The organism is Paenibacillus sp. Lou8.1 (assembly GCF_024213565.1).
Taxonomy (GTDB): Bacteria; Bacillota; Bacilli; order Paenibacillales; family Paenibacillaceae; genus Paenibacillus; species Paenibacillus polymyxa_B.
In genome coordinates, this window is record NZ_JANAVN010000001.1 from 386,713 (window position 1) to 406,223 (window position 19,511).

Consider the following 19,511-nt stretch of genomic DNA (forward strand, 5'->3'; position numbering starts at 1 on the left):
CGTGAGAGGATGCTTTGGATCGGACAAAGTATATTAAAGAAAGAGGTTCATGATGGCAGTAGCAACTGACCATCATGAACCTCTTTTTCTGCATTTCGGCGTGCTAAACTTCCAATATAGCCTTCAGCTTGGTGCAGTCTTCCAGTAACTCGGGCAGCTGACCCAAAAATAGAAGGAGGGCTTTCACGTGAGCTATTTCCACGTTTTCTTCCGAGAGTTCACCCTTTAATCTGCTTAGGATTTGCACATATTCATTCCGGGCAGCTTCATTTAATTTAGTTTGTTTCAGAACCGTATCCATACGTTGCAGTGCATAGGAGATTTGTTTTCCCTTGGTCCAGATTTGATCAGAATCTTCATGGAATACGGAATCGCGGCCCCACATGATTTGATGTTGAACATCAGGGCTCAGCATTCCTTGTGCCAGCATATCCGTAATGCTGAGCATAAATTCAGCCAGTGTTTGCTGCTCCGTCCAGGACAGCTCTGAATCGCTCAATCGGAGGGAATTGACAATCATGCTTTTGACGACAAACTCAATATCATACGCATAGTTTTTTATGGATTGTCCATAAGCATCAATTAAGAAATCAACCATCACGTTAGACAAATAAAGTTCAACACGATCAATGGCTTGTGCGATTTTTTCTTCCTTAGAACCGATTAAAGGGACGGAGTATACCAGCAAATGAACTTTATTCTTATAAATCCGGCCCAGCGCAATCAAATACAGTTGTCTCAACTTTTCAGGGGAAGGTAGCTGGTGCTTCAAATAAAGTTCTTTAATATCTGCATCAAGAAGCTTTTCAATCAGGACGATTGTCCCCAGCAGCAACTCTTCTTTACTTTGAAAGTATTTATAAAAGGAAGCCTTGACCATCCCGCTTTCGCGGGCAATTTCATCCACCGAGGTGGCATCGTACCCTTTTTCAGAAAACAGGGAAAGGGCGGCATAGATAATATCTTCACTCGTTATTTTTTTCATTGTACCCCCAATTTTTTGCTCTGTCTCTTTAATTTCCAGCGGGCAATAACCATATACAGGGACGGAACCACAAACATCGTAAGAATGGTCGAGTACATCAATCCAAACATAATAGTATACGCCAGAGGTCTAAACATAAGTTCCCCAATAAGAGCAATCGGAATCAGACCGACAATGGCTGTCAGTGAAGTAAGCAATATGGGGCGGAAACGCGCTTTGGTCGCTGCAACAACGGCCTCCTTCAGTTCGATCCCTTCACGTCTTGCATCCTCAATAAACTCAATCAGCACAATGCCGTTACGTACGACAATACCTGCCAAGGTCATTAAGCCCAACACGCCCATAAAACTAACCGGCGTATTTAGAATGAACAAACCAAGAAATCCGCCTGCTGCTGCCATATACACGGTAGTCAATATGATGAGTGGAGTCGAGAAAGAATAAAATTGCAAAAAGATCAGCATGAAGATTAATAGTATGACGACAACATATAACCATCCTATTTCTGATAAAATGTCATCTTGTCCTGAAATCTCGCCCCCAATTTCCCAAGTGTAGCCTGGAGGAAATTTAATATCCTGCAATTTAAGCTTGACATCCTTCATGACTTCGGAAGCTGTACGCCCGTGAACTTCAGCTTCAACAGTAATCGAACGTTTTAAATTATAATGGTTAATTTTTTGTGTTGCAAAGGATGGTTTCAACTCAGCCAATTGAGATAAAGGGATTTGGATACCATTGGCATTGGTCACATTCAATTGCTGAAACAAAATTTCAGGATTTTGATCGGTTTGGCTTAGCTTCAGCTTAATATTGATCAAATCTTTCCCCGTATCAAATCGGCTAAAGCTCACGCCATTACCCATTAACAAGAGTGTACGTGTCAGATCATTATTGCTTACCTGATATTGATCCATCGCTTGTTTGTTGATTTGGAAATCCAACGTATATCCTTCATTTTCCATATTATCTTGTATGTCCTGTGTTCCTCTGGTAGCCATAATGCCTTCTTTTAACTGCTGTGACAACGAACGCAACTGATCTACATCATTGCCTAAAATCCGAATGGAGATCGGCTTACCGAGAGGCACCCCCACTTTAGCTATTTTCAAGGAAATGGATTGACCCGGATAACGATCCTTTAAGATGGAGGGCCATTTGTCTGCCATTTCATCGGGATCAAATGCACCTTCTTCCCCAATAATAGCAATTTGACCCACGGTTGTGCCTGTTTTGGCGTCAGCGGTCATATCTTGAAACAACCGGGGAGCGTCGCCGCCAGCCGCATAACTGATCGTTTCCACATGAGGTTGCTGCTTCACCCATTTGGCAATATCCTCGGTGACCCGCTTGGTTTCTTCTATAGAAGTACCTGTAGGCATACGCACATTAATGCTTAATTCTGGATCGTTGGTTCTGGGGAACAGGTCGATCGGAATCAGAGCAAGTATGCCGTACAGCGTGGTACTGATCAATAATCCTAATGCAGCATATAATCCAGGTTGCTTAATGACTCTCGGAATCAGCTTGCTGGTATATACGTTACGAAGAGCATCAATTTGTTTTCCCAGCAGTCCCGACGGCTTCATGGTGGAGTTGGGCGTTTTTTGATTTCGTTGTCCATACCATTCTCTAAAGATTGGGATGACGGTAAAGGACATGAGCATGGAAGCCAATAACGTAAAGATAACAGCAAACGGTAATGGTTTGATAAGGGAGCCTGCATCGCCTGATAAAAAGAACAGCGGGGCAAAGGAGGCTACAGTTGCCAGGGTTGCGGTCAAAATGGAAATGGAAACTTCTTTCGTTCCATTTAATGCTGCTATCTTGGGACTCTCGCCCAAGGTCATCATTCTGCGTTCAATATTATCATTAACCACCACAGCATCATCGACTAGAATCCCCATTACAATAATTAAGCCAATGACCGTAACCTGATTCAATGTTATTCCGAGCATAGGGAGAATAATGAGACCTATGGCGATTGAAATAGGAATAGCCAGTGCCACAAAAGAGGATGTAATCAGATTCAAGCCCAATGTACATACGATCACAACCGCCGCAATGGCAAACAGCAATTCACGGGTCAAGCCATGAAAAATATGATCAATCCGCTCGGTCTGTGAAAATAACGTATTCAGTTGAAACGTATTAGGCAGATCTGGTTTTAACAACTGCATTTCTTTATTTACTTTGCTATAAATCGTGTCTACGTCAGAGCCGGTATTACCGTTAATCGTCAGCGTAATAGCTGGTTTACCGTTAAAAAAGGCCATATAGCTGCTGGTGTTATGTGTAAGCAATACGGTGCCCACATCACTGAGATACACAGGAGCGCCGCTGTCCGTTCTGGAAATAATGACTTTACTCAAATCCTGAGCATCCTTGGACTGCTTTACATTCAAGCGATAGGTACGTTCATTGTAATCCAGATTGCCTATCGGATATTGCTCATTTTCCTTCTGCACTGCACTCATGAGCTGTTCCCAACTGATATGGTACTGTTGGAGCTTTTGAGCATCAATCTGAATCTGAACCTCTTGATCCGGTAATCCCTTGATTGTTACTTCCGATACACCGGGAATGGTTTTTAATTGATCCTTCCATGATATCACCATATCATTTAGTTGATACAATTGCTCCACAGAGTCCCCCGTGATGGCGTAGGAATGGATAAATACTTTATTCAAATCATCGTTAACGACAGGCTTTTGAGCATCTGTGGGCAGAAAAGATTGGGCATCGTTCATTTTTTTGCGTAATGTATCCCAGACTTCTGCGGCATTGGCGTTGCCTTCTGTCTCAATGATAATCGTCGAAAGTCCATTTTCGGATGTAGAAGAAATCTTTTTAATATGATTGATTTCTTTCATTTTTTGTTCCAGAGGCTTCGTGACCGTTTGTTCTACCTTTTGGGGTGTAGCTCCAGGGTAGAGGGTCGTGACCACAGCGGTTTTCTTGATAATATCCGGCGTTTCCTGCCGGGGAAGTTGAGAGACACTATATAGCCCGGCAACAATCGCCATGATAAAAATAAAGAGGGTCAGTTTTTTCTTTTTGATAAAATATGCAATCATTTGCTCGTTCCCCCCATGATCTGAACGAGCAGCCCATCGTAGATCAGGTTTACTCCGGTGGTAACGATACGATCCCCGACATTCAGCCCCTTGGTAATTTCAAGCTTATTGTTGGACATCTGACCGACATTCACGACCGTCTTGACCGCTTTGTTGTTCACCACTTTATAGACAAAAGTATCTGTACCGTTATTAATGACAGCTTTGGCTGGGAGCAAAATTTGCTCACTCTGAGTCAGTTGGCGGCCTGCCTTTATGACTTGTCCCGGAGCCCAATCATGCTGGGTGTTAGGAACAATCACTTCCACGTTGATACTGCCCGTATTGGTGTTGGTGGCCGGATAAATTTTACTGACCGTTCCTTCTCTGTTCTCATCGTACAGTTGAAGCTGGACTGTCTGACCTTGCTTCCAGTTCGTGATTTCATGATCGGGAACAGGGAGCAGCACCTTGAGCTTATCGATTTGTCCGATACGATATACCGGCTGTCCAGCGCTCGCCAATTGTCCCACCGTTGCTTTTTTCTCCAGAATAACGCCGGAAATGGGGGCTTTTAAAGCTGTCTTGGAGAGGGAAAGTTCGGCTTGCTTTTTGGCAATGACCGCCTGCTGATATGCCGCAGTTGAGTTATCTCGGGAGGCTCCAGCCTGTTCCTTCGCAGCGATAGCAGCTTCTTTCCCAGCTTGGGCTTGCTGTAGGCTGGATTCTGCCGATTGCCGATCTTCCAATGTTGCCCCCTCCTGGATTAAGGAGAGGGCTTCTTGTGTATCCTCCAGGTCCTTGGTGGCATTGGTCAAAGCGAGCTGCGCATTTTCATAATCGTTTTTGGTTGCAGCTCCCTGATCATATAAAAGCTTGGTGCGTTCAGCGGTAGCCTGTGCTTTAGTCAAAGCGGACTGTGCTCTTTGCACTTTGGTACGGACCTGTGCCCTTTCCTGCTCACGGGCCCCCTTGTTCACTTTGTTAACTCCAGCTTGAGCTGCTGCCTTTTGCGCGTCGGCGGATTGAATGGAGGCATCTGCACTTGAAATGGCAGCTGTAGCATTTTTGATACCTGCCTGTGCTTCAAGAATAGCTGTACTAGCCTGCTCCAGTTGTAGCTGGTAGCTGGATGAATCAAGCATCGTCAAGATCTGCCCCTGGGATACGGAGTCTCCCACATTGACTACTGTGTCGCGAATCAGTCCGGATAACTCAAAAGATACGGAGGTATCCTCATAGGGCTGTAGTGTGCCTGAAAGGTCAAAAGAAGCAGACAGCGGTTCTTTTTTAACAACCATCGCTTCCACCTTTTGCTTTTGTTGTTCTGCTGCTTCATTATTACTCGATCCTGTAGATGAGCAAGCTGAGGTGAACAGAAGAATGAATATAGCAGATATGTAGAGACTGGGTTTTAACAAGATGATCATCCTTTCTGTCTTTTTGTACTTTGAAGTTTATTTATAAACTCATTAGTTCATAAGCGGATTATATGACCTGATTTGTGGCATGTCAACAACTGATTACAAAAAAATGTCCCAAATTCAGGATGCGAAAGGGAGCCGATTCAGGTCCGTGGAAGTACATGGTAGACAAACGTAAAAACGACCTTTCTCAAAAGAAGAGAAAGGTCGTTAAGAAAATAAATATAGCTGTTTAGCCGATTAATTTACGGAATAAGCTACGTACAGCCCACTTGCGCTCACTTCGTTTACGGTATTTGGGCAGAGAGCGATAGACGGCAATGGACTGGTTAAAGGCTACAATGGCCTCATCCTTGCGTCCCAGCATACGGTACATCAAGCCTGTCAGATAATAGCCCTCACTGGAAGAAGACTGAATCTCCTGAAATTGCTGCAGATAATGAAGTGACTTATTGACGTCACGTTCTTTGAAAGCAGCGGCTAAATGCAAATAAGGCTCGCCGTATTGCACCCGCGGGTTAATATCCAGTGCTTTCAGTAAATCCTGTTCTCCATCTTCTAGATGGTTTGTGTGTACTTCAGCCGTTCCCCGTGCGTTCCAATAGTCTGCTGATTCTTCATAACGGGATTGAATTTCCAATAACAGCTCCAAAGCCTGAGGATATTTCTTGCTTTCGATCCAGATACGAGCCAAATCGAACTTGGCAGCCACATCGTTGGCGTTTAGCGTAATCTGTTGGCGCAATCGAGCGGCATTGCGTCTTCTTTTCCATGGTTTGCTGATGCTGGGCAATACACCGACAAAGCTGCGATCCAATATATAGATCACGATTAGGAGTACGAGCATTGCCAAAAACGGGTTGCCGAGCAAACTCCATAGTAGAGAGAAAATTAAAAATTTCCCAATCATTTTGCTCCAATCCTCCTGTGCATGTAACAATCCATACTTTCCACATTATAGCATAGGGTTACTTTAAGGGTCATTAGCATGATGAGATTTGGAAGGATGGTAGAGGGGCGAGAAGAAACATACTTATTTGTGATGCTCGATGTATAGTTTTACGAGAAAAGGAACCTTTTTTTATCCCCGCCAAAAGGTTGAACAGTCTGCCTTATCCAAAATATTAAACTCGATCATTTTCTCAAGTAATGAGAAATCAACGGGACTATCCCACTGGATACGTACCAACTGCTTGGTGTGATCATAGCCAGCCTGCATAATTAACTCAGAAAAATGATTAATCCCTGCCTTTTCAGGGGCAACGGCCAAATGATGTTTGGCTACGCTAAAGCCAATAATAAATGTGCCGTGATCCGTAAACATAGGCTGACTCCACGCAATTTTTGCCATTAAATTTGGAAACTTCTTGGTTACCCAAGCCAAAACCTCTTGCGTTCGAGCCCGATGTTGGGGGTTATCAATATGCGCTAAATATTCTGCAAAAGCTTCCATGTTGTTCCCTCCTTAATTAAAAATTATATCGTTCAGAAAAGTTCCTCAAACCTATTTGTCGTTAAAACTCCTCCCAGAATGGCTCAGACAGATTCTTAACAACACCTATTTCCAACTATATATATTTTCAAACTAGATAGTCAAAATGGTTTAACTATCATTTTATCGCAGCAACATGTTTCTTAAGGAGTAATTGTCTGTTGAAAAATATAAAAATATATTTAGATATAAAAAAATACCTTTTATGTCCTGTTATATTCCTCAGCAAGAATAGAGTACAAATATGAATCATGAAACTCGCCTTTGTAGTACCAGTGTTCACGCATCAAACCTTCACGTTGCATTCCGATCTGTTGCATGACCTTCTCAGAAGCCTTATTTTCTGGACGACATGTTGCATAAATACGGTGGACAGCAAGTGTGCTAAATCCAAAGTCTAGTATCGCTCGTGCTGCCTCTGCTGCATAACCCTTCCCTTGATAATCTGGGTTCAAAACATAACCCATTTCTGCATTAGTATCTTTGACATGAATACCAACACCGCCGATCAGGGTTCCGTTGTTTTTCAGACAAACGGCTAGTTCATAGTCTTGTCGTGGTTGTTCCTGCTGTGAAGCTAGAACTTGTTCTATATATGCCTTTGTATCTTCTTCTGTATTCGGTCCCCAGGCCGTATATCTAGTAACTTCAGGCAATGACGTGTACGTATGTATACTTTCCCAATCGGATCTGCCAATATCACGAATGATGAGCCGATTTGTCTCAAATTGCATAACGATTCCTCCTGTCTATAATCAACAGACTCTACTTAGTATTTTAAAACGATTAACATCTCAATCCAATCTTTTATGCGTTCGTAGCCTTTAAACGTTAGACCTCCATTTAACAATGAACCCAGACCTTTTGCCGCCTGAACGCAAACCGCAAGGGAGGCGTCCGGCAAAAGGCAATCAGAAGATAATGAGTGTGGTACTGGAATCCTCCTGTTATTGGCTATCTGGTTCGTCCTAAAACAGCCTGCGCGCTGTTACGAAACGTTTCTGCCATTTATCGTCAAACGTGTCAAAATGAACGCCGCGTTCTTTGGAGAAGGTATGCAGCAACTTGTTGTTCCCTGCATAGATAGCCACATGGCCGATCTCCAGGCCGCGTGCGCTGAAGAACAGCAGATCGCCTTTGCGCAGCTCGTTCAGCCCGACTTTCCGGCCTTCTTTAGCCTGATCGTAAGAGACACGAGGGAGGTCGATAGAGAGCGTATGCCGGAACACTTCCTCCACAAAAGAAGAACAATCAAAGGTCGATGTCTGGCCGCTTGCTGCTCCGAATTCATAAGGAGTACCAAGGAATTTCTCTCCGTAGGCGATCAGTTCATCTCCTTGTCGTTCCACCAGGGATGGGCTGGTATAATCGCTGTATTTTGGTTTAGCCGATATATATCCGGTCAGGTTGTCTTTAGTGCGCACTTCCAGCCAGAGAGCATTGACCTCGCGAATGACATGAACCTTTTCGTCGGCTGGAATAAGCCGTAGGGAAGAGGAAGCTATCGATGAATCCGGTTTGCTGCGCAGGTTGACCCCGAAAAGAACCGTTGTGAAAAAATCGTCCCTAGAGGCAATTCGGATGGTCCGGGTCAAGGCCTCCCACTTTACTGTGCTCCCAAGTGCTTCGCTTACAAAACGCAGTGGAATCATCGTGTTGCCCTCAACAATCTGTCCTGGAACATTCAGGGACAGCGTACCGCCGTTTAAGGTGGCAGCGAGTTCCCCGATGCGATAGGTCAGCACCGTGTCGTTTTTGGTTGCCGTTACGGTTTTGCCGGATCCATCCCAGGAAAGCCTGGCTCCTTGCGCCTCAAACAACTGGCGCATGGGGATGAGCGTTGTCCCGTCTAGCAGCAGCGGCTGGACGGCAAGCTGAAGCGGGCGGTCATCTACATAAACGGTTGTCACCGGAGTCGTCCGTACCGACTTTGCATAAGAGGGGGGAGCTTGGAGCAGTGATACCGCCAGCAGAGCCAGCAATACTTTCTTGTTGATTGTCATGCTGTTATCACCTCATTGTGAATGTGTTCATCTAAGTTGTACGAGACTGCATCCGATTAGTTGTGTACTAAATATTGGGTTCATTTAATAAAACAAAACAAACAAACATAAAACAAAATAATATCTGTGTTTTATTATTGACATCAAAACAAAGTAAAGATAAAATTATCTGTGTGAAATATTTCACTTTAGAGATTGATTCCGTATTTAGCGAGGCATTAAGAAGTGAATTCTTAGGAGGCCGATTTTTTATGAGTGCACATGTATTTTTTGTACCATCTATCAATCTTATGGGAACAGGATGTTTGCATGAAGTTGGACCGTATATAAAAGAACTGAATTTAAACAAAGCTCTAGTCGTTACGGATAAATTTTTGATGAAGAGTGGCGTTGCAGGCAAGGTTACATCTTTGCTGGATGATATTGGATTGAACTATGCGGTATACGATGAAGTAAAACCAAATCCGACCTGTAAAAATGTACATGATGGTGTTCAGTTTCTGCAAGAAAACGGATGTGACTTTTTAATTTCGATTGGCGGAGGATCACCACAGGATACGGCTAAGGGAATCGGCATTATTGCTACCAATGGGGGACATATAACCGAGTATGAGGGCGTTCATAAATCCACGCATAAATCGCTTCCTATTGTGGCTATTAATACCACAGCAGGAACATCGGCTGAAATCACGATTAATTATGTCATTACGGACGAAGAGCGCAAGGTCAAGATGGTTATGGTTGATAAGAATAGTGTTGCTACAATTTCGGTCAACGACCCTGAACTGATGGTAGATAAACCCGCCGCATTAACGGCAGCTACAGGACTAGATGCTTTGACCCACGCTATTGAAGCTTTGGTTACGCCAGGCTCCTATCCTGTAACGGATGCGACTGCGTTGGCAGCAGTAGAGATTATTTTTAATCATTTGGCTCGTACGGTGAGCAACGGTCATGATATAGAAGCACGAGAGCAAATGGTATACGCTATTTTCTTGGGAGGACTTGCATTTAATAATGCTGGATTGGGTTACGTTCATGCGATGGCGCATCAGCTTGGCGGCGTATACGATTTGCCTCATGGTGTTTGCAATGCCATGCTGCTGCCGATTGTGGAGGAGGAGAACGCCAAGCATGTACCAGAGAAATTTCGTGCCATCGCTAAGGTCATCGGTTTTGAAGATAAGGGGAAAACGGATAAGGAATGCGCAGACTATGTAATCCAAAGAATCAAAGACCTGTCGAAGGAAGTAGGGATTCCTTCCAAACTTTCTGAACTGGGTGTAAATGAAGTGGATTTGGATCTGCTTGCCGAGAACTCAATGAAGGATGCTTGCGCTCCGGGCAATCCGTTCATACCTAGCAAAGAACAAGTTATCGAGATGTTTAAGAAAATTCTTTAAATAAAAGATGCAATTATTTTACTAAATACTATAAGGGCTGTCCCAGGAAATGATCGAAGAATACTGGGAACGGCCCTTTTTATTTGCATTTTCTACTAAGAAATTTGTGAAACTAGAGATAAGACAACCCCATTGAATATTAATGGCACAGCTCTCTCGGCTAAATCTGTAGGGGACTCTTTTTTTCCTTCCGCATTCCAGCGAAAGGTTACACCATAAATGGACCAGCTTAAAATAGTCGCGGCAAGTTCTAACGTTCTTGGGTCTGTATTACTGGTTCCTCTTGTTATGAGTTGAAGTATGAATTGCTCTAATTGATTCTTAATATGTTCTTCCAGGATGGGTGCGACTGAATTATATTTATGGACGCATTGGTTACTAGTGTCATGATAGTCGCATAACGAAAGAATAAGTTTCTGAATGGTCCCCTCCGACAAACGCGCCTCAGCATCAATCCTCTTAATAACATGCTCCAAAAATGCTTCTGACAAAAGGGTTTCAAGCAGTGCATATTTATCTTGAAAATGTGCATAGAACGTAGCACGGTTAACGGTGGCTTTTTGGGTAATGTCATTGATCGTAATCGTGTAGAAGTCTTTCTTATTTAATTGGTCAGTGAATGCGTCGAGAATTAGTCTACGTGTTCGAATGACGCGCGGATCGTTTGGGTTGGGTGAGGTTACACCAGGCATCCTCAAGACACTCCTTTCAGGTAAATCAAATGATTCCCCCATTATAAACATGTGTTGTTTTGTCAACAAGTGAGTTTAGTTATACAACAATTTTATAACCCTTTTGGTTAAGCAACAGAATGAACATTTTGTCGGTTGAATGATAAATTAAACATTGCTAACATTTCACTTGCACCCCGTTTGATGGTGCACGAGCCTTTTATATAATCCTTTATAACGATAAAAGAAAATGAGGAGGTACAATCCTTGAGTGATCAACCGCAAAATGTCCATTCAACAGAATCTTTATTTCAACCTTATACCATTCATAATCTGACCTTACAGACTCGTATTGTAATGCCGGCAATGGGCCGCGCTTTTTCACCAAATGGTGTGCCAGGACCGGATGTAGCCGCTTATTATCGCCGTCGCGCAGAGAATGATGTAGGCCTTATTATTTCTGAAGGCGCAGTGATTGACCATCCGGCTGGAACAAGTGAGCCGAGGATACCTAATTTTTATGGGGAAGCGGCTTTAAACGGTTGGGCTGAAGTGGTCAGACAGGTTCATGAAGCTGATAGTAAAATTTTCCCACAACTTTGGCATATGGGGATGGCTCGTCCTTTGGGATCTCAGCCGAATCCCGAAGCGCTATCGATTGGTCCATCGGGGCTGGATCTGGAAGGCAATAAAGTGACCGAGCCGATGACAGAAGAAGAAATCGCCAAGGTCATTGGCGCCTATGTCGATGCAGCGGCGAATGCAAAACGACTGGGCTTTGACGGCGTTGAAATTCACGGAGCACACGGCTATCTGGTTGATCAATTCTTTTGGGAGAGAACGAACCAACGTACGGATCGCTATGGTGGTGATATCATAAAACGTGCTCAATTCGCCATTGAGCTTGTGGAAGCTATTCGTGCTGAGGTTGGCCCTGACTATCCTATTGCCATGCGTCTATCCCAATGGAAAATGAATGATTACAACGCAAAGCCGTTCGATACACCGGATAAACTGGGGCAGCTCCTGAATGTGTTAGTACAAGCGGGCGTGGACATCTTCCATTGCTCGACACGTCGCTTTTGGGTACCTGAATTTGAAGGCTCCGATTTGAGCTTTGCCGGATGGGTGAAGAAGCTGACTGGAAAAACCACGATTACGGTTGGCTCTGTAGGTCTGGATGAGGATTTTGTAAGTTATACGGAAGGGAAAGGGGCAGGACACCAAGATATTAATGAACTTCTGGAACGGCTGGACAACAATGAATTTGATCTGGTGGCTGTTGGGCGTGCGCTTCTGGGAGATCCTGCTTGGGCTACGAAAATACGTGAAGGCCGAATTCATGATCTTCAAACCTTTACACCTGAGGTACTTCAAACGCTCAACTAAAACATATCATACTTTGAACACCTCTTCATTTCATAAATACACTGTAAGCCAAAATACTCAAAGTCAGGTAAGGAACTTTGGTATTTTGGTTTTTTTATGCGTCTGGATAGTAGTTCATCATGAACCATCAAGCTCCTATCTAATTTAGATCTCATTATAACAGACTTAATCCTAGTTCTTTGAAATCATTCATATACTAAAACCAGATCAGACTGACATCAATACTTGATATATATAGATGTCTATGTAATAATGCTTGTATGTTAAAAAATAATACAGCTGCACTGATAGGAACCATTAGAGACTCGATCAATAAATTGATTGTGTCTGAGCTTGAAGCGAATGGAATTGAAGGGATTGTTCCTACTCATGGTGGAATTCTAATGTTCCTTTATCAAAAGGATGGGCTTTCCATTAAGGAATTGACGCAAAAAATTTCTCGTCAGCAACCCACTGTTACTGTTTTGATCGACAAGCTAGTGAAGTTGGGGTATGTCGAAAGAAAAAAAGAAAGGGAGGATAGTCGAGTTACCCTGATATTTCTGACCGATAAGGGAAGAGAGATAGAGCCTATATTTGAGATGATCTCCAACAGATTACAAGAAACGATCTATGGTGGTCTTAAAGATGAAGAAAAAGAACAGCTGGAATATTTGCTGGAGCATGTCAAAAACAGATTATAAATTTTTTTAAGTAAATGTATAGATATCTATATTAATATCAAAATAACAATAAAACATCGGGAGGTTATTAAAATGAAACATCTTATCATCTATGCTCACTCTAACGCAGAAAGCTTTAATCATGCGATACTCGAAACGGTTGTAAATACCTTGAAAGAAAAAGGTGACGAAGTCGTTGTACGCGATCTATATGCCCTTGATTTTCAACCTGTATTAAAACCTGAGGATACTGCCGCTATGAGAGCAGGGCAAACCCCGGCTGATATCAAAGTGGAGCAGGAATACATCTCACAATCGGATACGATTACTTTTATTTCTCCCATCTGGTGGACAGGTCTTCCGGCTATCCTGAAAGGTTACGTTGACCGTGTATTTGCATACGGCTTTGCATATACGGCTGGTGTAGAAGGGATTAATAAGCTGCTTACAGGTAAAAAAGGTTTTATCGTGAATACACACGGTACTCCCAACGCGATCTACGATGAAATCGGTATGACCGCAGGATTGAAGATCACATCAGATACGGGGATTTTTGATTTCGTTGGAATTGAATCCGTCGGTCACTTGCTGCTCGGAAGTATCGGCTACCTTGATGAAGATGGCTATAAAGGATTGTTGAAGCAAGTACAAGACACGGTTAAAACGGTGCTGTAAAGTCAGTTTATGTTCTCTTAGAAACGTAAGACATTCTTTTAAATGATGAGGTCAACCCGTATTTAGTGGTTGGCCTTTTTCTTGTAAATGCTAATACTTCTCTAATATAGTCCAAACAACGATCTGATCCTGCTTGTTATTATTGGGATATACAAAACTAGCCTTTGTACGATTTATTTTGTCATAATATACTATGGCGTTTAGGTTTTGGGCGGAGTCGTAGCTTTGATTCGCGAAATGGTTACCTAATTTATTTTTCACATCATCAAGATTCTGAAATTTGTGGCTGGCGATACTGGAAAATCCACTCTTGGACAAGGTTTGCAGTTTCATAATCTCTCCACTAGAGCTATAGACAATCAAGAAATTTTCAAAATACCTGCAATCGGCATCTTTGGTGTGCTTATCGTTAAAATCCGGATTCTTTGTAAAAGCAGTCAAATCAATGTCCGCAATATTTTTGCTTAGAGAAATATTGTTTATGGTCAATTGGGATAGGTCTGTTGACTTTACCAGCATATCCGTCCATAGATCTTTTGTGAAATATGCCATTAAAGCGATTATGATAATAATAAATATAATGATGCTTTTTTTGGAAAGTAGCTTAGGCATAGATGATTAAAACCCCTTCATAATAAGAAAGTATTAGCATGATTTATTTTATCACACATACTAGAATATACGATTCAAATTAAAATGAGCCAAACTTAATGAGACAGGAAGGTGAACATGTGCATTCCATTGGGGAAGTTTGCTAAAATGATTTTTTGGAGCAAATAGAAACCAGCCAAGCATGAAAGTATTAATAATGATATAGCACATTTCCAAAAACCTCATCAAATAAAACCCTCCTTGTTGTCTGGTCAAGACCCCATTTTATAGACACTAAAAAAAGGCCCTAGGCTATAAGCTGCTTCCGATACTCTTTCGGAGGCAGCTTATTTAACTTTCGTTGTGGTCGACATTGGTTGTAAAATCGAATATATTCTTCTATTCTCCTTTGTGCCTCATCCATATTTCGGATATCATAGGGGTAGAGCCCTTCCGTTTTGAGATGCGAGAAGAAGCTCTCCATCGAGGCATTATCATAACAATTGCCTCGGCGAGACATGCTGATTCGGGCGCCAACCTTTGGCAGCATGTCGTGGTACGCATGGGACGTGTACTGGAATCCCTGGTCGCTGTGAACGATGAGGCCAGTCACGTCTTTTTGCTGTTTAAAGGCTTGTCGAAACGTCTGTAAAACCAGTTCGTTATCATTTCTATGGCTCATCTGGTACGCGATAATTTCGTTATTGAACAAGTCTTTAATCGCAGACAGATATAGCCAGCAATCCCCCACACGATATTGCGTGATATCTGTGACCCATTTTTGGTTAGGTTTGTCCGCCTTGAAATCCTGATTTAGCAGATTTTTCGCCACACGACCTTCTGTAGAAGAAGCATAGTTACAGCGATGCTTCCGGCGAATTTGTGAGCGGCTCCCCAAGACCTGCATGAGCCGGAGTACCTTTTTATGGTTCATCCAGACTCCATGATCGTGCTGCAAAAATAGTTGAATTTGGCGATAGCCGTAGACTCCGTTATACTGCTCATACACTTTCTTCACAAGTGCTTTCGCGTCCCGATCTCGATCTGCTTCTCTCCGTTTTAAGAAAGCGTAATATCCACTTCTAGAGACCTTAAATAGCTTACAGAGTTCGCTAACTGGATACTCTTTAGCAGCCTTCTCAATCGTTACATACTTGTGCGCCTCATCTCCTGCATCCAGATTTCCAAACACTTTTTTAGCATATCGTTTTCCCGTTTTAAATTTTGGACGTACCTGTCCTGGTCCATATATTCCTTCCGTCGTCCTCGTTGGTCCATAAGTCCGAATTCACCGAGTTCCTTGTACTTCCGCATCCATTCTTTCAACCGATGTCGATCTGCAATCCCGAACTTCTCCATAAGTTTACGATATGTCCAACCTTCTTCGATATGAAGCCGTATGGCCTCTACTTAGGTTTCAAACGTATACTCTTTAAACTTCTGTCCTTTTTTCGCTGGCATAAAAATGCACCCCCTAGAAATTCATCGGATAAACCAGGGGTTTATTCCAATGTCTATTCTAAGGGGTGCACTTCAGTCTCCTCTGGGTGTGTCACAGTCCACAGTATAAAACCTCCTGTTACTGGACATTCAAGGGGGTTGAAGTGTAAAAATTCACAAATATTTCATTGTTATTATCGTGGGCAATTCATTATAGTACATAGTATTAATAGTTAACTGTATGTATTATGTGTGTTGCGGAGGTTCACTATGAAAGATTATGAACTAAGGGACGAATTGAGAGAATCCGTTAACCGGATTTATGGCATGGAATTATTCAGTAGCCTGACGGAGCTTGTTCAGGGGGAAAACCATGTGCTTCAATATTTAGTTCAGCATCGGGATGATGAAATTAATCCTTCCTTGCTCAGCGATCATCTGCATGTATCCAGATCAAGAATTACGGCAGCGCTTACGGGATTAAGGAAAAAAGGCTATGTGACTATGGAAATGTCTGAGCATGACAGACGACGAATGTGTGTAAGGCTCACAGTAGATGGTGAATCCTTGATCAAACAGAAGCAAGAGAGAATTGAAGGTTATTTTGAAGCGCTTGTAGTAGGTTTGGGTGAGAAGAATGTGAAGGAATTTATACGGTTAATTGAGCTTTCTTTGAGTATTATGAATGCGCGTTCTATTGAAAAATAACATAATGTGAGGGTGTACCGGGTGAGATATAAAATAATAGCGGATAGCTGCTGTGATTTAACGAGAGAGCTTAGAGAAGAGATGCAAGTTACTACGATTCCGTTGAATATGACGCTGGGAGATAAATGCTTCGTAGATGATGACACATTGGACTTGCCTCAGTTTATGGAAGAAATGAAAGCCTGTACAACCAAAATTGGATCCGCATCACCGTCACCTATGCTGTATAAGGAAGCCTTTCAAGGTGCGCATACTTCTTTTGCCATTACATTATCCAGCAACCTGTCCAGTTCGTATTCCAGTGCATTGGTAGGAAAAGATATGGCGGAAGAAGAAGGGGCGGATGTTCATGTATTTGATTCGAAAAGCGCTTCGGCTGGACAGCTCTTGTTAGCTCTAAAACTACGCAAGTTGATTGACGAGGGATATCATAAAAGCGAAATTATTTCTTCCTTGGAGAGCTTTATCAGCAAGATGAAAACCTACTTTGTTTTAGAAAATCTGGATAATTTGGTTAAGAACGGACGAATGAATAAAATCACTGGAAAGATACTTTCACTCTTGCATATCAGGCCTATTTTAGGCTCGGATGGTGACGGGAATATCGCATTTTTTACTCAAGCACGCGGTCAGAATCAAATTATCGAAAAGCTGGCAGATACTATTGAAAAAAGTGGCCGGGCTACCGAAGGAGAAAGCATCGTCATTACTCACTGCAATAATCCTGGGCTGGCGGAAAAATTAATGAATGCGCTGAAGAAACGCTATCAATTTAAAGATATTCATATTGTGTCCACCAGAGGGATTAGTTCAATGTACGCCAATGACAAAGGGATCATTATGGCCTTTTAAAAATATTCAGGGTTTATCCTCGCTGTATGGATAAACCCTTTTTAGTACACTGAGGCTTTGCGGGAGTTCAAGCCTATCTCAATTTTCTAATGAGGACAGAAGCGTTTATGCTGGCTTGAGTTCCTCCGGCTTGTGTTTGCAGGGTAACAGCAGTAGTAGAGCTATGGTTTCGCAAAGTAAGGACGTCACCGCATGCCAGAGCGAGGATGGCTTGCCCTGTGTTCTGTTGTGTCCCGGCTCCTGAGCCGTATACAGTTCCCTCAGCCAGTGCGCCATTAATAAAGAGGGCGAATTGGTTAGGTTCCACACCGGACACCGAAAAGTGAACTTCATATTTTCCAGCATCGGATACAGCAATCTGTGTAGTTCCTGGAACATGAGCAATTCCAGGTGTAAGTATACCGTTTGTATCCAAAATGACATCCCCTTCAATCGGAACAACTTGGGGCTTCACATTATAAATATAACCGAACTGCGCTAAATCACCTATGGTTCCAGAATCCCCTTCAGGCCCTAAAGCGCCATGATTAATATTCACACTTACAAGTTGCTTTTTGACGATGATGTCTTTCCCGAACCCTTTCCGTTTCGAGCGGCCTTTTCTCTTTGGGGGCTTTTCCTCAAACTTTTTTTCTAACTTATCAAACCAGGCACGGACAAAAACATTTTTTTTACGGCCTTTTTTTCGTTTTAATTCAGGATGACCCAATACAAACACCTCCATATGGTTTGTTGTATACTACTCCATTCATCTAGAGGAGGCATGGATATCTGTCCTGTGATCCATAGGAAACGATCTATTTTGACTAAAAACAGGCTGCTGTACAAGGTACATTCGTCTAGTATGTAAAAAAGCACCTTTGAATGTGCACTTGGATGACAACCAAGGAACAGACAAAGGCGCCAGTAGAGACGTGTATCATGATGAAGCGGTTTGAAGCCGTTTTTTGCGCACATATAGGGCGTACAAGATGCCTCCAAGCAGACACAGGATGCAGGCGAAGCCTGCCAGCAACCACGCCGATGAGACTGCTCCACCACGGTCCATGCTATTTCCGAGCCATAAAGGCAGCAGAGCTCCTCCAACTCCACCTGCGCCTATAAGCAGGCTGGTGGTGGATTCTTCGGTGCCTGGCATCATTTTGCTGGCAAAAACAAGTGCGATGGAGAAGATCCCGGACATGCCCAGTCCCAGCAGTACAATAAGGATAAAGGCGCCGGCAGTGCCTTTGATCAGCGGGAACACGCACAGCAGCAAGGTCGCTACCAGTGAGCTCAGGGCGACAAAGACACCGTAGCCGTATCGATCGGCAATGTAGCCTGTGAATAACCGGCCGGTAGCCATTGCTAACCAGAAGCAGGTGACACTAAGTGCTGCTTCGGCTTGTGTGAGACCCAAACGTTCGATGAACATGGAGGGCAGGAAATTAGCCAGGCTCATCTCTGTTCCTACATAGATAAAGAAAAAGACGATAAATAGTGCAAGTAGCTTCCAATTGCCTATAGGGCTACGTTTAGAAGCCTCCACCGTGGGGGATTTGGATGAGTTGGTGGAGCGCGCATGGTTGTCACCTCGGTGTTCCTGTTGGTCTAATACAGCGTCCAGCGTGCCGAAGGACCCACGCAGCCAAGCTATGACGGTCACGGCTGCAAACATGGAAATGATGGGAAAGGCCAATCGCCACCAACCGAGAGCAATGAGCTGGCTGGCGATAGCGGGCATAGCCAAAGCGCCAATCCCAAAAAAGACTTCCAGACGGCTCATCGCCGCGCCCGTTCCTTGAGTAATACCGCTGATAATAATAGTGCCAATGAGTGTTTCTACCATGCCGAAGCCAAACCCGGCTGCTGCCCCGACGGCATATAGCCAACCCCAAGGCAGCAGCAATGAGTACAGCACTTCAGCCGCGCACAGCAGGAGCAGGGCGAATACTAGACTTCGGCGTTTGCCGAAACGCCGGGCAAGCCACGGCGACAGCAGGACTCCACCCAGAAAACCGGAAAATTGAGCGAAGATTAGGCTTCCGCCGTCCGTATAGTTTCTACCGTAATGCTCTAACAACACAGGCAGTAGGGAGCCTACAACCACGTGTGCCAGGCCGATTAAAAAATAAGACAAGCTGCCGATCCATAGCAGTCGTTTCATGATGAACTCCTTTG

At 43.4% G+C, this 19,511-nt stretch carries 19 protein-coding genes; 6 read left to right on the plus strand and 13 right to left on the minus strand.

Annotated elements, in window-relative coordinates; genetic code table 11:
- Window positions 1-103 precede the first annotated feature (103 nt).
- The 7 genes from NLX78_RS01850 to NLX78_RS01880 all read right to left on the minus strand — a co-directional run bounded on the left by NLX78_RS01850 (window position 104) and on the right by NLX78_RS01880 (window position 8,960).
- Window positions 104-985 (minus strand): TetR/AcrR family transcriptional regulator, encoded by an 882-nt coding sequence (locus tag NLX78_RS01850; RefSeq protein ID WP_061831327.1) that lies wholly within the window; start codon window positions 983-985, stop codon window positions 104-106.
- Complete coding sequence (locus NLX78_RS01855) at window positions 982-4,062, minus strand: efflux RND transporter permease subunit (protein ID WP_254325855.1); 3,081 nt, start codon at window positions 4,060-4,062, stop codon at window positions 982-984. Before NLX78_RS01855 ends, NLX78_RS01850 begins: the two co-directional genes overlap by 4 nt.
- Window positions 4,059-5,471 carry an efflux RND transporter periplasmic adaptor subunit gene (locus NLX78_RS01860; RefSeq protein ID WP_442952022.1) on the minus strand — a complete coding sequence of 471 codons (1,413 nt, stop codon included), beginning with the start codon at window positions 5,469-5,471 and terminating at the stop codon, window positions 4,059-4,061. Before NLX78_RS01860 ends, NLX78_RS01855 begins: the two co-directional genes overlap by 4 nt.
- A gap of 226 nt (window positions 5,472-5,697) precedes the next feature.
- The gene (locus NLX78_RS01865) at window positions 5,698-6,375 is read right to left on the minus strand and encodes a tetratricopeptide repeat protein (RefSeq protein WP_254349470.1); all 678 of its coding nucleotides are present in this window, start codon (window positions 6,373-6,375) and stop codon (window positions 5,698-5,700) included.
- Between the two features lie 171 nt (window positions 6,376-6,546).
- Window positions 6,547-6,918 carry an iron chaperone gene (locus NLX78_RS01870; protein WP_165175703.1) on the minus strand — a complete coding sequence of 124 codons (372 nt, stop codon included), beginning with the start codon at window positions 6,916-6,918 and terminating at the stop codon, window positions 6,547-6,549.
- 242 nt (window positions 6,919-7,160) lie between these two features.
- Window positions 7,161-7,691, minus strand: a complete 531-nt coding sequence (locus NLX78_RS01875; RefSeq protein WP_250268067.1) for a GNAT family N-acetyltransferase — start codon at window positions 7,689-7,691, stop codon at window positions 7,161-7,163.
- A gap of 234 nt (window positions 7,692-7,925) precedes the next feature.
- A complete protein-coding gene (locus NLX78_RS01880; RefSeq protein ID WP_250268068.1) occupies window positions 7,926-8,960 on the minus strand; it encodes a C40 family peptidase in 1,035 nt (344 codons plus the stop codon).
- 251 nt (window positions 8,961-9,211) lie between these two features.
- Between NLX78_RS01880 and NLX78_RS01885 the strand changes: the two genes are divergently transcribed.
- Window positions 9,212-10,363: an iron-containing alcohol dehydrogenase gene (locus NLX78_RS01885; protein WP_250268069.1), complete on the plus strand. Its 1,152-nt coding sequence runs from the start codon at window positions 9,212-9,214 to the stop codon at window positions 10,361-10,363.
- A gap of 95 nt (window positions 10,364-10,458) precedes the next feature.
- Here NLX78_RS01885 and NLX78_RS01890 read toward each other — a convergent pair whose 3' ends face one another.
- Window positions 10,459-11,055 (minus strand): TetR/AcrR family transcriptional regulator, encoded by a 597-nt coding sequence (locus NLX78_RS01890; RefSeq protein WP_254349471.1) that lies wholly within the window; start codon window positions 11,053-11,055, stop codon window positions 10,459-10,461.
- 246 nt (window positions 11,056-11,301) lie between these two features.
- Between NLX78_RS01890 and NLX78_RS01895 the strand changes: the two genes are divergently transcribed.
- The 3 genes from NLX78_RS01895 (at window position 11,302) to NLX78_RS01905 (ending at window position 13,760) form a co-directional block, all read left to right on the plus strand.
- Window positions 11,302-12,423, plus strand: a complete 1,122-nt coding sequence (locus NLX78_RS01895) for an NADH:flavin oxidoreductase (protein WP_254349472.1) — start codon at window positions 11,302-11,304, stop codon at window positions 12,421-12,423.
- Window positions 12,424-12,683: 260 nt separating this feature from the next.
- Window positions 12,684-13,106 carry a MarR family winged helix-turn-helix transcriptional regulator gene (locus tag NLX78_RS01900; RefSeq protein WP_250261734.1) on the plus strand — a complete coding sequence of 141 codons (423 nt, stop codon included), beginning with the start codon at window positions 12,684-12,686 and terminating at the stop codon, window positions 13,104-13,106.
- Between the two features lie 72 nt (window positions 13,107-13,178).
- Complete coding sequence (locus tag NLX78_RS01905; RefSeq protein ID WP_061831338.1) at window positions 13,179-13,760, plus strand: NAD(P)H-dependent oxidoreductase; 582 nt, start codon at window positions 13,179-13,181, stop codon at window positions 13,758-13,760.
- A 90-nt stretch (window positions 13,761-13,850) separates the two neighbouring features.
- On the opposite strand, the gene NLX78_RS01910 is transcribed toward NLX78_RS01905, so the two are convergent.
- The 3 genes from NLX78_RS01910 to NLX78_RS01920 form a co-directional block, all read right to left on the minus strand.
- A complete protein-coding gene (locus NLX78_RS01910) occupies window positions 13,851-14,372 on the minus strand; it encodes a type 2 periplasmic-binding domain-containing protein (protein ID WP_254349473.1) in 522 nt (173 codons plus the stop codon).
- 286 nt (window positions 14,373-14,658) lie between these two features.
- Window positions 14,659-15,543 (minus strand): IS3 family transposase, encoded by an 885-nt coding sequence (locus NLX78_RS01915; RefSeq protein ID WP_254349474.1) that lies wholly within the window; start codon window positions 15,541-15,543, stop codon window positions 14,659-14,661.
- Window positions 15,498-15,710, minus strand: a complete 213-nt coding sequence (locus tag NLX78_RS01920; protein ID WP_254349475.1) for a hypothetical protein — start codon at window positions 15,708-15,710, stop codon at window positions 15,498-15,500. Before NLX78_RS01920 ends, NLX78_RS01915 begins: the two co-directional genes overlap by 46 nt.
- A gap of 351 nt (window positions 15,711-16,061) precedes the next feature.
- Here NLX78_RS01920 and NLX78_RS01925 point away from each other — a divergent pair, with 351 nt between their 5' ends.
- Window positions 16,062-16,499, plus strand: coding sequence for a MarR family winged helix-turn-helix transcriptional regulator (locus NLX78_RS01925; protein ID WP_235308103.1), 438 nt, complete (start codon window positions 16,062-16,064; stop codon window positions 16,497-16,499).
- Between the two features lie 21 nt (window positions 16,500-16,520).
- Complete coding sequence (locus NLX78_RS01930; RefSeq protein ID WP_025718529.1) at window positions 16,521-17,351, plus strand: DegV family protein; 831 nt, start codon at window positions 16,521-16,523, stop codon at window positions 17,349-17,351.
- Between the two features lie 73 nt (window positions 17,352-17,424).
- Here the strand turns inward: NLX78_RS01930 and NLX78_RS01935 are convergent, their stop codons facing one another.
- Both NLX78_RS01935 and NLX78_RS01940 read right to left on the minus strand, forming a co-directional pair.
- Window positions 17,425-18,060: a BclA C-terminal domain-containing protein gene (locus NLX78_RS01935; RefSeq protein ID WP_061831340.1), complete on the minus strand. Its 636-nt coding sequence runs from the start codon at window positions 18,058-18,060 to the stop codon at window positions 17,425-17,427.
- A gap of 210 nt (window positions 18,061-18,270) precedes the next feature.
- On the minus strand, window positions 18,271-19,497 hold the full coding sequence (locus NLX78_RS01940; RefSeq protein ID WP_254349476.1) for an MFS transporter: 1,227 nt from the start codon (window positions 19,495-19,497) through the stop codon (window positions 18,271-18,273).
- Window positions 19,498-19,511 lie beyond the last annotated feature (14 nt).

Coding starts and splice junctions, on each gene's coding strand:
- NLX78_RS01920 (WP_254349475.1), bottom strand. CDS start 15,710: ATGGAGAAGTTCGGGATTGCAGATCGACATCGGTTGAAAGAATGGATG.
- NLX78_RS01850 (WP_061831327.1), bottom strand. CDS start 985: ATGAAAAAAATAACGAGTGAAGATATTATCTATGCCGCCCTTTCCCTG.
- NLX78_RS01880 (WP_250268068.1), bottom strand. CDS start 8,960: ATGACAATCAACAAGAAAGTATTGCTGGCTCTGCTGGCGGTATCACTG.
- NLX78_RS01855 (WP_254325855.1), bottom strand. CDS start 4,062: ATGATTGCATATTTTATCAAAAAGAAAAAACTGACCCTCTTTATTTTT.
- NLX78_RS01875 (WP_250268067.1), bottom strand. CDS start 7,691: ATGCAATTTGAGACAAATCGGCTCATCATTCGTGATATTGGCAGATCC.
- NLX78_RS01925 (WP_235308103.1), top strand. CDS start 16,062: ATGAAAGATTATGAACTAAGGGACGAATTGAGAGAATCCGTTAACCGG.
- NLX78_RS01890 (WP_254349471.1), bottom strand. CDS start 11,055: ATGCCTGGTGTAACCTCACCCAACCCAAACGATCCGCGCGTCATTCGA.
- NLX78_RS01885 (WP_250268069.1), top strand. CDS start 9,212: ATGAGTGCACATGTATTTTTTGTACCATCTATCAATCTTATGGGAACA.
- NLX78_RS01900 (WP_250261734.1), top strand. CDS start 12,684: ATGTTAAAAAATAATACAGCTGCACTGATAGGAACCATTAGAGACTCG.
- NLX78_RS01870 (WP_165175703.1), bottom strand. CDS start 6,918: ATGGAAGCTTTTGCAGAATATTTAGCGCATATTGATAACCCCCAACAT.
- NLX78_RS01860 (WP_442952022.1), bottom strand. CDS start 5,471: ATGATCATCTTGTTAAAACCCAGTCTCTACATATCTGCTATATTCATT.
- NLX78_RS01865 (WP_254349470.1), bottom strand. CDS start 6,375: ATGATTGGGAAATTTTTAATTTTCTCTCTACTATGGAGTTTGCTCGGC.
- NLX78_RS01940 (WP_254349476.1), bottom strand. CDS start 19,497: ATGAAACGACTGCTATGGATCGGCAGCTTGTCTTATTTTTTAATCGGC.
- NLX78_RS01905 (WP_061831338.1), top strand. CDS start 13,179: ATGAAACATCTTATCATCTATGCTCACTCTAACGCAGAAAGCTTTAAT.
- NLX78_RS01910 (WP_254349473.1), bottom strand. CDS start 14,372: ATGCCTAAGCTACTTTCCAAAAAAAGCATCATTATATTTATTATTATC.